Annotated in this window: 9 protein-coding genes and 1 riboswitch; of the genes, 5 read left to right on the forward strand and 4 right to left on the reverse strand. The window is 45.1% G+C overall.

What is annotated here, in order from left to right; genetic code table 11:
* Nucleotides 1-187: 187 nt before the first annotated feature.
* From serS to rplU, 3 genes are all read right to left on the reverse strand, one after another.
* Nucleotides 188-1,462, reverse strand: a complete 1,275-nt coding sequence (gene serS, locus BUC01_RS21385; RefSeq protein WP_025833679.1) for a serine--tRNA ligase — start codon at nucleotides 1,460-1,462, stop codon at nucleotides 188-190.
* Between the two features lie 213 nt (nucleotides 1,463-1,675).
* Entirely contained in the window at nucleotides 1,676-1,945 is a 270-nt protein-coding gene (rpmA, locus tag BUC01_RS21390) for a 50S ribosomal protein L27 (protein WP_025833678.1), read from the reverse strand.
* 23 nt (nucleotides 1,946-1,968) lie between these two features.
* A complete protein-coding gene (gene rplU, locus BUC01_RS21395) occupies nucleotides 1,969-2,286 on the reverse strand; it encodes a 50S ribosomal protein L21 (protein ID WP_009129115.1) in 318 nt (105 codons plus the stop codon).
* 279 nt (nucleotides 2,287-2,565) lie between these two features.
* Nucleotides 2,566-2,773, forward strand: a riboswitch (cobalamin riboswitch).
* A 117-nt stretch (nucleotides 2,774-2,890) separates the two neighbouring features.
* Here rplU and BUC01_RS21400 point away from each other — a divergent pair.
* The 4 genes from BUC01_RS21400 to BUC01_RS21415 are packed head-to-tail and all read left to right on the forward strand — an operon-like array spanning nucleotide 2,891 to nucleotide 8,455.
* Entirely contained in the window at nucleotides 2,891-4,063 is a 1,173-nt protein-coding gene (locus tag BUC01_RS21400) for a DUF5074 domain-containing protein (RefSeq protein WP_025833676.1), read from the forward strand.
* Between the two features lie 9 nt (nucleotides 4,064-4,072).
* Nucleotides 4,073-6,085 carry a TonB-dependent receptor gene (locus BUC01_RS21405; protein ID WP_073314837.1) on the forward strand — a complete coding sequence of 671 codons (2,013 nt, stop codon included), beginning with the start codon at nucleotides 4,073-4,075 and terminating at the stop codon, nucleotides 6,083-6,085.
* Between the two features lie 31 nt (nucleotides 6,086-6,116).
* Nucleotides 6,117-7,472: a DUF5074 domain-containing protein gene (locus BUC01_RS21410; RefSeq protein ID WP_073314839.1), complete on the forward strand. Its 1,356-nt coding sequence runs from the start codon at nucleotides 6,117-6,119 to the stop codon at nucleotides 7,470-7,472.
* Nucleotides 7,473-7,474: 2 nt separating this feature from the next.
* Nucleotides 7,475-8,455: a PKD-like domain-containing protein gene (locus tag BUC01_RS21415; RefSeq protein WP_073314841.1), complete on the forward strand. Its 981-nt coding sequence runs from the start codon at nucleotides 7,475-7,477 to the stop codon at nucleotides 8,453-8,455.
* A 75-nt stretch (nucleotides 8,456-8,530) separates the two neighbouring features.
* Here the strand turns inward: BUC01_RS21415 and BUC01_RS21420 are convergent, their stop codons facing one another.
* On the reverse strand, nucleotides 8,531-10,747 hold the full coding sequence (locus tag BUC01_RS21420; protein WP_025833675.1) for an HAD-IA family hydrolase: 2,217 nt from the start codon (nucleotides 10,745-10,747) through the stop codon (nucleotides 8,531-8,533).
* 331 nt (nucleotides 10,748-11,078) lie between these two features.
* Between BUC01_RS21420 and BUC01_RS21425 the strand changes: the two genes are divergently transcribed.
* Complete coding sequence (locus BUC01_RS21425) at nucleotides 11,079-13,307, forward strand: GH92 family glycosyl hydrolase (RefSeq protein ID WP_073314843.1); 2,229 nt, start codon at nucleotides 11,079-11,081, stop codon at nucleotides 13,305-13,307.
* Nucleotides 13,308-13,311 lie beyond the last annotated feature (4 nt).

Here is a 13,311-nt window from a genome sequence, read left to right on the forward strand (position 1 = left end):
CATAAAATCTGATTTTTACAAAGTTAATACATAAATAAAAAAACTACGAGAGAAACACCGTAGTTTTCTATTTACACAATCAGATGGATAGTCTCGTATTATAAAGCGTTGTATTATAAGGTATTGTGTAATAAAACATTGTATTATAAAGCATTGTATTTATATAAAGTTAGACTATCATTGAAGATTAGTCAATCATCTCAAATCCCGTATACGGTACCAATGCTTTCGGGATGCGGATTCCTTCCGGTGTCTGGTTGTTTTCCAGCAGGGCGGCAACGATGCGCGGCAATGCCAGGGCAGAACCATTCAAGGTATGGCAAAGCTCTGTTTTCTTTTCTCCACTACGATAGCGGCATTTCAGACGGTTAGCCTGATATGTATCGAAGTTGGATACGGAACTTACTTCCAACCAGCGTTTCTGTGCTTCGGAATACACTTCGAAGTCGAAGCAAAGTGCGGCTGTAAAGCTCATGTCACCACCACAGAGGCGAAGAATACGATACGGCAGTTCCAGTTTCTGCAACAGTCCTTCCACGTGATCCAACATCTCTTTGTGGGATTGTCTGGAGTGTTCCGGCTTGTCTATGCGCACCAGTTCCACTTTAGAGAACTCATGCAGACGGTTCAGACCGCGCACATCCTTACCGTAAGATCCTGCCTCACGACGGAAACATTGCGTATATGCGCAGTTCTTGATGGGAAGTTGTTTCTCTTCCAGAATCACGTCGCGATAGATATTCGTAACAGGTACTTCGGCAGTCGGGATAAGATATAAATCGTCCACTTCGCAATGGTACATCTGACCTTCTTTGTCGGGTAACTGGCCTGTTCCGTAACCGGAAGCGGCATTTACCACTGTCGGAGGCATAATTTCCAGATAACCTGCTTTGCGGGCTTCATCCAGAAAGAAGTTAATCAGAGCGCGCTGCAATTGTGCGCCTTTTCCTTTGTAAACCGGGAAGCCGGCTCCTGTAATCTTCACGCCCAGGTCGAAATCAATCAAATCATATTTCTTTGTCAGTTCCCAGTGAGGCAGTGCGTCTTTGGGAAGTTCGGTTTCCATGCCTCCCATTTTCTCAACCACATTGTCTTCGGCGCCTACACCTTCGGGTACTTCATCGTATGGCACGTTCGGAATGGTATAAAGCAGAGTCTGCATATCTTCGGCTGCCTGGTCCATTTCGGCTTGCAACGTTTTGTTGATTTCCTTCAGCTCGGCTACACGGCTTTTGGCAACCTCGGCTTCCTCTTTCTTTCCTTCTTTCATCAGTTGTCCGATGGATTTGGAGATTGAGTTCACTTCGGAGAGGTTGTTATCTAATACAGACTGTGTGCTACGTCTTTTGTCGTTGAAGGCAATTACTTGGTCTATTGTTTCTTTCGCATTTTTGAAATGCTTTTTCTCCAGTCCGCGGATCACCGCGTCGGTGTTTTCTGTAATTTGTTTGATGGTAAGCATATCTTGATACTTCGTTTTGATTAAAATCTTGATTTGAGAGCACAAAGATAGTGTAAATCAGAAGTAATACAAAAAAGAAACTTGCTTATTTTTAATATTGCCGGGATGTGTTTCTTGTTCTGAAAGATGTGTAAAAGCAGAGTTTGTTCTGAAAAGAAGAGGGATGTAATCCTTGCGGATCACATCCCTCTTCTTTATTTCTTGTTCGGATACTTACGCTTCTGCGCTTTCAGCGGGGATTACAGATACATAACGTCTGTCTTCCTTGGTTACTTTGAACTGTACAGTTCCGTCTACTAAAGCGAAAAGAGTGTGGTCTTTACCCATACCGATGTTGTTACCCGGGTGGAATTCAGTACCTCTTTGACGAATGATGATATTACCTGCTTTGCAAGCTTCACCACCAAATATCTTAACGCCTAATCTCTTGCTCTGTGATTCGCGGCCGTTCTTAGAACTACCGACACCTTTTTTATGTGCCATTTCTTCTTACTGTTTTAAATTGATTAAGCTACTACTTCTGTAATTGTTAACTCTGTGAATTGTTGACGGTGACCGTTCAACTTGCGATGACCTTTTCTTCTTTTCTTGTGGAAAACGAGAACTTTGTCACCTTTTACCATGCTTGATACAATCTGGCAAACTACCTTTGCACCTTCTACAGTAGGAACACCTACAGTGATAGCACCGTCTTTGTCTACCAAAAGAACCTTGTCAAATTCTACTGTTGTACCGTTTTCTGCATTCTGAATGTGGTGTACAAACAGCTTTTTACCAGCTTCTGCTTTAAATTGCTGGCCGTTGATTTCTACAATTGCGTACATTTCTTATAATAATGTATAAGTTAGCTCCGTCGGGTGGTCTCTAATCACTTAGAATACACTTTGTCGAACCCGGTGCGGAATAATCGGGCACAAAAGTACTTCTTTTCTTCGGAACAGGCAAATGTTTCTTCTTCTTTTTTTGTATGCAGTGAACTAATCTCGAAGATGCAAGAAATAGATTGCAGGCTTCCTCAGCCCAATCAATCATAAATTTCATTTTGCTTTTTTAGGAATATCCTTGTTTTGTCTGATTAATAATATCTATCTTTGTCCCCGGATTCAAGAATCCGGCTTTCGGGTGCTTCACGATATGTCTTATCGAACGAAGTGAAAAGGGAATCAGGTGTAAATCCTGAACAGACCCACTGCTGTGAGCTTCATTGAACTTTTCGGATAAATTCTACAATCGTCCACTGTCCGTATGGGATGGGAAGGACTTCCGAAAAGGAAGCGAGTCAGAAGACCTGCCTGCAAAGTCTGCAATCTACAGTTTCGGGGGAAAAGAAACGTGGGGATTAACATTACTTCAATTCATATTGCTACCAATATGGGTGGTGGTCACTGTTCGGACTTTACTCCTCGAAACATAAAAATAATATTGTGTATGCAGAGAAAATGTGTTCTGAGGTTGTTTTGTGCACTATTGGTGTTGTCACTGTCCGCTTGCGAATATGAAGATGATTTTCCGGCCGGTGTGGGTGAAGGTAATATTGAAGCGATTGTGTTGAACGAAGGACGGATAGGTACCAATATGGGGGCTATATCCGTGTTGTATCGTAACGGAATGGTGAGTCCCGACGTTTTCCGTGTTGTGAACAATCGCCCGTTGGGGGATGTGGCGCAATCCATCACGATGATTAACGGGAAGTACTTCGTCACCTTGAATAATTCTAAGAAAATCGAGATTGTAAATCCGCAGACATTCAAATCCGAAGGTACGATACTTTATACACAGGCAGGATTGCCGCGTCAGATAGTACCTGTATCGGATACTACAGCCATTGTTTCCGACCTTTTGAGTAATAACGTGTCCGGTACGGATTTGCCCAGCCAGCTGGTACGAATCCGTACTGTGCCGCCCTACGGTACTCCGTTGGAGTATATTGTCATCAGGAAATGGGTGGAATATATGGAAGTGGCGGACCATAAACTGTTTGGTATGACGGCAAAGGGGCTGTACGTGTTCGACCTGGACAATATAAACCAGGAAGGAAGCCGCATGATAGAAGACGTTTATAATGAGGAAACTACCAAGACTTGTAAGATACTGAAAGATAAGAACGGCAGGCTATGGGCTTTGATGAACGAGCGGGATAAAGGAAAACTCACTGCCGTTCTGCTGAAGTGCATTGATCCGGAAACGGAAAAGGTGCTGGCTACTTATCGGCTTCCTTTTGTCGGTAAAGATGAGGCGGAAGAGGGAGATGTTGTAGGAACGGTCGGCTATAACCGTATGGATATGGATGCTACTAAATCATTGATTTACTTTAGTGTACGGACCTGCAAACCGGGGCGCCCGAACAATTCACAGCAAAGTATTTATACACTGAATACGGACGACGGCACGTTCAGACTGCACCGTCATGTGCCGGGAGTGGACATGATGTATGGTTGTGGGGTAAGTCCGCAGGGCGAGGTCTATATCTGCGATTGTCTGGATTACTCGGCACAGCGCGGTTATATCCGCCATTATAAAGAGAGCGGGAATATCGAAAGCTATCGTGTCGGTGTATACCCCAGTCAGGTTTATTTTCCGGAATCCGTTGAAATTCAATAATCTATATATATGAGAAAACTGCTTCTCCTGATGATTGCCTTATGTCTGCCGGCTACCAATATAGTAGCCCAGAAAAAGGATACAGTGGCTTATGATCTGAATCTGAATGAGGTGGAGATTGTGGCCCGCCGGATAAGCCATGCCAACGAAGCGAATGCCGGTGCCAAGGTAGCGCGCATCGACCCTGAAATGCTGCAAGTCAATAAAACGCGTTCATTCTCCGAACTGCTGACTGATAACTCCGCCACCTATATCAAGAGTTTGGGTACGGGAGCATTGTCTACGGCTTCTTTTCGTGGAGGAAGTGCCGCACAGACACGGGTTAACTGGAACGGAGTCAACATCACGCCGCCCATGTCCGGAGTATTCGACTTTTCGCAATTTCCGGTCTTTTTTGCCGACAACGTGAATCTCTATTATGGGAGTAGCCATGTGAAAAGTGGTACGGGAGCCGTGGGGGGCAGTGTAAACATCTTCAATGACCCGGAGTGGGGCAAAGGACTCACAGGAAAGTTCTTCGGTGAGTATGGCTCTTACAACACTTATACCGGAGGGGCGCAGATTAATGTAGGAGGTAAGCGTGTGGTTTCGAAAACACGTTTGTTTTATCAACATTCCGATAACGACTATACTTATATAAATAAAGTGCTCACTAACGAGGCTTTCAAGGAGAGACGCCAGGATGCCGACTATTTGCAATGGGGAGCTATGCAGGAAGGTTATTTCAAGTTGAACCGGCATGCTCAACTGGTTGCTATCGGCTGGTTGCAACAGGGAAAGCGCATGTTGCCCCAGCCGTTGGGCATTGTGAGCAAGACGCACGAGCGGCAGCACGAGACGAACGTTCGCGGGTATGTGGGTTTCGACTATGTGCGTGGCATACACGAACTGCACGTAAAGGGTGCGTGGCTTTATTATCGTTTGAAGTACGACAAATGGTTCGACGGTGGTCTGTTCGATCCGGAAGGAAACATCAACTCTTCGCATACCTGGCAGGGCGTTGCCGATTATTCGTGTGCGCCTGTTGACGAACTGGTGCTGAATACCACACTTACTTATACGCACGATTTGGTCAATGTGAGCAGTTATATTGATGTGGATTCGGCAAAGTATCTGATAGACGGTACGTATTATAGTATACCGGTGGCCGAACCGCCGTTGAAGCATCACCGTAATGTGCTGTCGTGGCAGGCTTCGGCCAACTGGACCCCGTTGTCGTGGCTGCAATTGCATGCCCAGTATATGTTCGAGCAAAACAATAGCCGGAACGTTTCCACCTGGTCGGCAGGTTTTGCCACCAATTTCTTTGATAAGACTTTCTACGTAAAGGGGAGTATGTCTTATAATTATCGCTTTCCCAGTATGAACGACCTCTATTGGCGTCCTGGCGGTAATCCGGATGTGAAACCCGAAGACGGTTATTCCTATGATGCGGCCATCGGGTATAAGAATGAACTGACTTCCTGGATGACACTGAATGCCGAAGTGTCCGGGTATCTGATGCATATCGACAACTGGATTTTGTGGCTTCCCAAAGACGGTAACCAGTGGATATGGACGCCTCAGAACAAGCGTAACGTGCTTTCTACGGGGGCGGAGTTTACGGGTAAGATGCTGTTGAGTTTCGGTGATTTCAAGACTACGCTTTCCGGTAATTTCAGTTGGGCGCGTTCGCGTACCCGGAAAAAGCAACATGAAGATGATAACTCCTATATGCGGCAGATACCTTATGTGCCCGAATTGAAATGGAATGCGCGTCTGGCATTCGATTATAAGAATGCTTTCTGCTCGTGGCAGACCACTTATATAGGTAAGCGCTATGTCACTACCGACGAATCCTATTCGACCCGCCCTTATACGGTTCACAACCTGCTGGCGGGATATCTGTGGAAACTGAAGGATGGCAGGCAGGTTACTTTCCAAGTGCGTGTGGATAACATTCTGAATACTTATTATGAATCGACACAATACTATCCGATGCCTTTGCGCAACGTGTTGTGCTCGTTGATGTTTGAGTTTTAATCCCTATTTTTTAATTTTTTATATAACAACAATGAAGAAGAACATTATTTATTTTTTGTCGTGTTTGGTCCTCGCTGTAGGACTGGTGTCTTGTAGTGATGACAATAAAGAGCCGTTACTGCCGCTGTCGGTTTTGATAGAGGGTGGTGAGACTCAGGAGATTGTGCAGGGAGGTACCCTTAACCTGAAAGCTGAAGTCGAAGGAAGTTCAGAAGTGGAATATGTCTGGAAGCTGAACGGGAAGGACGTAGCTACTACTTCTACTTACGATTTCACTGCTACCGAACTTGGAAGTTATGACGTTCAGCTGACTGTTTCGAATGCGGAACAGGGTGAGGCTTCGGCTAAAGTGACTGTCGATGTATATGGGAAGTATAAATACGGAACCTTTATCCTGAACGAAGGATCTGCCTGGGGAGGCGATAAGGGTGGATATCTGATATTTATAAGTCCCGAAGGTGAACTTGTGAATAAGGCTTTTCAGGAGGAGAATAACGGAGCATGGTTGGGCAGTGTTCCGCAGGATCTGTTTATTGCTAACAAGAAAATGTACATTGTCTCTCAAAATGGAGGTAACGAAGGTGGTTTTCTGACGATTGTCAACGCGGAAACGTTGAAACTGGAAACTGCATATGGCGACGAGTTGAAAGGTAAGATTGATTGGCCTACGCATGTAGCCGTATTGGGTGATGATAATATTTATCTGCGTGATAATGCAGGAATCAAGTTGTTTCATCCTTCTACTGGGGAGGCCACGCTTATAGAAGGTACGAACGGTGCCAGAAAGAATACGATGGCGGTTGTTGAAGGAAAAGTATTTGCTTCCCAGAGCAAGAATCTTCTTGTGATAGAAGCCGGTAAAAATGAAGTGTCGGCAACGGTTGAATTTGACAGTAACATATCGGGTGTAGTGAAGTCATCGGATAACAATGTGTGGGTATCAGTATCATCCGGCAAAATAGCTAAAGTTAATGCTAAGGATTATTCAATAATGAAAGAGAATGATTTGGCAGCTACCAATGCAGACGCTGCGAAGACACTGTCGGCTTCGTTTGCCGCTGCTCCCAGCATAACGGCTAAGGGAGATACGTTGTACATGAGTGCCCTTTCTACTAAAATCTATCGCCATATCTTCAGTACGAATGAAACTAAACTGATGGTAGATGCTAAAGAAATGGTAGAAAATGCTAATATCGTTTACAATACAGTTGCGGTTGACCCTGTGACGGAAGGAGTATATCTTAATACCATAAAGGGGTATGGTGATGTAGGCATCAATCAGATCAGTATATTTGACTTTAGCGGCGATACGCCCACATTTAAGGCTACCTATAATGATTGTACGAAATACCCGGCCGGGACATTCTTTACTTCTAATTTTAAGTAATAATGAAAAAGAGATTTGTTTATTTATTGTCATACATAGTCCTTATAACAGGACTGGCATCTTGTAGTGATGATGATTCCGATGACAATGTTTTGCCATTGTCGGTATCTATTGTGAATGGTGACAAGCAGGATATTGCGCTTGGAAATACTTTAGCTTTGGAAGCGAAAGTGGAAAATGGTGAGAATGCCCGTAATGAATGGGTATTGAATAATGAAAAAGTGTCGACCGAACTGAAATATACTTTTGCTCCAGAGAAGGCGGGGACTTATGAAATAAAGTTCACAGCTTATACGGATAAAGACGAAGCCTCTGCTTCTGTTACGGTGAATGTGTATATGGCTTATCCGGCAGTGAAGTCTATGGATGATATTCAGTTCTGGACAGGAGAAGGTGAATGCCAGTCGGCATTGGCTGTGCAATGGATAAGTGGCGATGAATGGGAGAGTCCGGCAAAGGATAATGTTCATTTGCTGAGTTGGGGATATCGCTGGAAAGCGAGTGACGAGCCCACCGGACATCAGATGATATTGGCAATAGCTAAAGCAGATCCTCGCTTTTTCGTATTGGTAGGACCTGGATTTAGTTCTGATAGCCAGTCTATCCGTGGCTTCGGTTATGATGCCAATGGCGATGGGAGTTTTTCAATAAAGAATGGAACGACGTCCGTGACGTATGATGCAGCTGATTTTGTGGACGGAGTAATTACGTTGAGCGGTGATGATTCAGGAGACGGATATGCGCCGACCGATCCTGCCGATTATTGGGCAGGTGGCTGGTATGAAGGTTATTGCACATACTATTTAGGAGATGATGGAAAGAATGTTCCCGAATCATTCGAATATTCTATGGTTATGGCCGGCCTGCGACAGTTGACTCAAAACAGTTGGGATGCCTGGACGTATTCTTCAATCAATGGAGGAATGGTAAATACGATTCCTATTGCCGAATGGATGGTAAGTGCAGTCGCAAATCCAAATTAATAAATGAGGGGGTGATTCATACCCCCCCCTTATTTTTTTATCGTCTTGAAAGATGAGGTCTTGAGCCTCTCTATCTTACAGGATTGTTTCCAATATATAAACTGCCGCAATCAGCAAACCTACTACTACGATGGCAAAGAGTATAACCAGTATCAAACTGTATAAGAACATGAGCAACGTAGTCCAGAAACTTCTCCACCAACTGTAACCATACAATTGTTTATAGTCTAAGCAGAAGAGCGCAAAGATCACTAATATCGGTAATTCATATAAATTATTAACTGCCGCGCTGCCGTTGAAAGGAAGCACGATGATACTGAGCAAAAGTATCTGGCAAGCGATATAGGCCTGCATGAATACATGCTCCGTAAGGTTATAACGTATTTTATTCTTCTTGCGCCGGAAAGCCATAAGCGTTGCCAGGGCAAAGAGAGGTAAAGTGGCTATGATGCGAAATGCCTTATTACCGTGTCCCCAGCTGTGCAACAGATTCCACACTTTCTGAAGGAAAGGGGTGTTCTGAACGACTTTTTCAAGTTTATTGCTCACTGACAGGCTGCTTTCCACGAATTCGTCAATGAGGTCTTCATTGTCATCGTCGCCTGTCTTGATGACGATATTAGGTTTCTTTGTATTACTTTCCGCTTTCCGCTTATCCAGACTCTGATCTATACCTTCTATGGTCTGTTCCAGGGCTTCCTTTTGCGTGGGGTTCTTGGCTTTTTTCAGTTGTTTTTGCAGTTGTTTTTGTAGTTGCTCGCGGGCAATTAGAAGACCTTTTTTCTGGATTTCCGTAGAGTCTTCCACTTCTATATCCTCTAACTTGTTATTCAGCTTTTCTATGGCTATGCTGAGCATTTCCTTTGTTGTGGAATCTTCTGCTATTTCTATTCGTTGTTGCAATTGCTCACGCGCGGCCATAATTTCCTGTCGCTGGGTTTCCGGGGAAGCCTTCTTTTTCTCTTTCAACGCATCTGGATCCACCAATTGCACGGCCATGATGTAGAGGGCGGCCAGTACGAATAACGTCTGGAAGGGACGGAAGTAAAGTATCCGTTTTCCGGCAATGAAATCCTTCATCATATATCCCGGACGATAGAGCAAGTCCAGCAAAGTGCGGCCGAAGCCGTTATCAATGTTGGTGAAACCTCCCAAAATGTTTCTGAAAGCGTTGCTTAAACGATAACGGGGGGTATTGCAGCTTTGTCCGCAGCGGTTACAGTAGCTGCCGGTATAGACGGTTCCGCAATTCAGGCAGGTGTTGCTTTCTTTGCTGGCAACCGGTACTTGCTTTCCGCGTATCATCTTGATGCGGAGAGCGCGAAGACGCACTTTGCAGGGAGTCCACCAGGGGGAGATGAAATCTAACACACGGTCGGGAACAATCCGGCGTGTTGTAAGGATATACCAGAGAACCAACAGAAAAGCCCACATAAAGACATTACTGTTTTCACCCTCTTCAAAGGATAGCCATAGCAATACTGCCAGGATTAATATCTGCCAGATATTTATCATCTTTCTTCTGCGTGGGCCGGAAGGAGTGCCGGAAGCTGATGCGGAAGACGTGGAAGAAGCCGGAACAGGAGATATTGCTTTGTCGGTAACCGGATATTTCTCGTCAGCTGACGGTTTGTTATTAGTCGGCTGATCGTCGCTTTCCAGTAATTCTTCCAGTGAGCTCATTATTTTCCAGTGCGGATATTTACTTAATTCCTCGGCGGTGGTCACTCCATGCGTCACTCCGGCAAAGTTTACTCCGGCAGCTTTGGCTGTGGCGGCATCTATGGTGCTGTCACCTATATAGAGAGTTTCCGCTTTGGTGATGTGCAGTTCTTTTATGGCAAGTAGCAAACCCTCTGGTGAAGGTTTCGCTGCCTTTACGTCCTCTCCGCCGACAATGATGTTGAAGAAGTTGCCGGGGAAATGCTGGTCGACCAGTTCTTTGATCCGGAAACGGTATTTGGTGGAGATGATGCCGATGAAGGCGCCTGCATCTTTCAGTGCGAGCAGTACGGACTTGGTTTCAAGGAAGAGCACCGTATTTATCGTCATGTGTGTATCCGCCTCTTTTCTGTATTCGTTTTTGAAACTTTCCAGCTGGTCGGCATCTGTCACACCGGTCAGGATAGAAAAAGATTCTTCCAAGGTCTTTCCGATGGTGCGTTTGATGGCTTCATCGGTCACGTCGTTATAGCCGTGTTGATTGAGCACATTGCGGAAGCAAGTGACGATGCCGCGAGAAGAGTCTGCGAGCGTGTAATCAAAGTCAAAGAGATAAGTTGTGTAACTCATTGTCGCTTTTTGTGGCAAAGATAAGGATAAAAATGAGAATGAGAGCCGATAAACGCAAGAAGGTTGTCCACACCCGCTCCACACCCGCTCCATATCTGCTCCACACCTGCTCCACTATTCTCGTCCCCGTATAGGAGTGGAGGAAACGTGGACATGATACGGACGTGAGTAATCGGTCAACTTCCCCGTTTATATGGATTTTCACCAATAAAGTTATGGCTTTATCGGATATTTGTATTATTTTTGTTTATCAGAACCACTCTTTTATCGAAGAAGACTAAGTGTTTTCTTGTATTGGGTTGTTTAATAAGCACGTTAACTATATGATATTATGAAATTATTGAAATCTTGTTGTTTATTTGCAGCTCTTTTCTCTCTTTCAGCGTGTGTATCTCGGCAGGCTAATGTCAGCAGTGAATCCTATGCAGAGTATGTCAATCCTTTTATTGGTACTGATTTCACCGGTAATACGTATCCCGGTGCGCAGGCTCCGTTCGGTATGGTACAGCTAAGTCCCGATAACGGTCTTCCGGGATGGGACCGTATCTCCGGTTATTTTTATCCGGACAGCACTATTGCCGGTTTCAGCCATACCCATCTCTCGGGCACGGGAGCCGGTGATTTATATGACATATCTTTTATGCCTGTGACTTTACCTTATAAAGAATCGGAGGCTCCGTTGGGCATTCATTCCCTGTTTTCCCATTCCGAAGAATCGGCGAGTGCCGGATATTATCAGGTCCGGCTGAAAGACTATGATATTCATGTGGAACTGACGGCTACCGAACGTTGCGGTATTCAGCGTTACACTTTCCCCGAAGCGGATGCCGCTATATTCCTCAATCTGCGGAAAGCCATGAACTGGGACTTTACGAATGATACGCATATAGAAGTTATTGACTCTGTAACCATTCAGGGATATCGTTTCTCCGACGGCTGGGCACGCGATCAGCATATCTATTTCCGCACCCGTTTCTCTAAACCGTTTGCAGCCGTGCAACTGGATACTGCTGCCGTTATTAAAGATGGCAAGCGGATTGGTACATCTGCCATTGCCCGTTTTGATTTCCATACGGATGCCAACGAGCAGATTCTTGTTACCACAGCCATCTCCGGCGTGAGCATGGAAGGTGCGGCACGTAATCTTGCCGCCGAAGCACCGGATGATGATTTTGATAAATATCTGTCGGCTGCCCGGAAAAACTGGAACGAGCAACTCTCCAGGGTGGAAATCAAGTGCGATAACCATGACGAGAAAGTAAAATTCTATACAGCCCTTTACCATTCTATGCTGGCTCCTACTATTTATAGTGATGTGGATGGTGCTTACTACGGTCCTGACAAGAAAGTACACCAGGCGGACGGGTGGACGAACTACAGTACATTCTCATTGTGGGATACCTATCGCGCAGCCCATCCTCTTTACACGTATATAGAACCGGACCGCGTTGACGACATGGTGAAATCCTTCATCGCTTTCTATGAACAGAACGGTCGCCTTCCGGTATGGAATTTCTATGGCAGTGAGACGGATATGATGATAGGATATCATGCCGTGCCCGTTATTGTAGACGCCTATTTAAAAGGAATAGGGGATTTTGATCCCGTAAAAGCGTTGGCTGCTTGTGTGGCTACCGCCAATATTGACGAATATCGTGGGATCGGGTTGTATAAGAAGTATGGTTATGTGCCTTATGATGTGACGGACCATTATAATTCAGAAAACTGGTCGCTATCTAAAACGCTGGAATATGCTTATGATGATTATTGCATAGCCCGTATGGCCGAGAAATTAGGCGAGAAAGAGACGGCGGATGAATTTTATAAACGTTCTCAGAATTACAGGAATGTGTATAATCCTCAAACTTCTTTTATGCAGCCTCGCAATAATAAAGGGAATTTCATCGAAGGGTTCAGCCCGGACGATTATACTCCGCATATTTGCGAAAGCAACGGCTGGCAATACTTCTGGTCGGTGCAGCAGGATATTGACGGTCTGATTGAGTTGGCGGGAGGCAAGGAAAGATTTGCGCAGAAGCTGGATAGCATGTTTACCTATAATCCCTCTGCCGATGAGGAATTGCCCATTTTCAGTACGGGAATGATCGGACAGTATGCGCATGGAAACGAACCGAGCCATCATGTCATTTATCTCTTCAATGCTGTGGGACAGCCCTGGAAGACTCAGAAATATGCAGCCGAAGTGATGCATGAACTTTACAGGAATACCCCTGACGGTTTGTGTGGAAATGAAGACTGCGGTCAGATGTCCGCTTGGTATGTGTTCAGTGCAATGGGATTCTACCCGGTAAATCCGGTTGGCGGCAGATATGAGATCGGCACTCCCATGTATCCTGAAATGAAGATGCACTTGGCTAACGGCAAGATATTTACAGTGCTGGCGCCGGCTGTCAGCAAAGAGAATATTTATATCCAGTCGGTGAAAATCGACGGAAAACCTTATGATAAAAGCTATATCACACATGAACAGATAATAAACGGCAGTGTCCTTGAATTTGAAATGGGGGACAAGCCGGGGAAGGTGTGGTATTGTAATTGACGTG

The organism is Bacteroides stercorirosoris, from assembly GCF_900142015.1.
GTDB classification, from domain to species: Bacteria; Bacteroidota; Bacteroidia; order Bacteroidales; family Bacteroidaceae; genus Bacteroides; species Bacteroides stercorirosoris.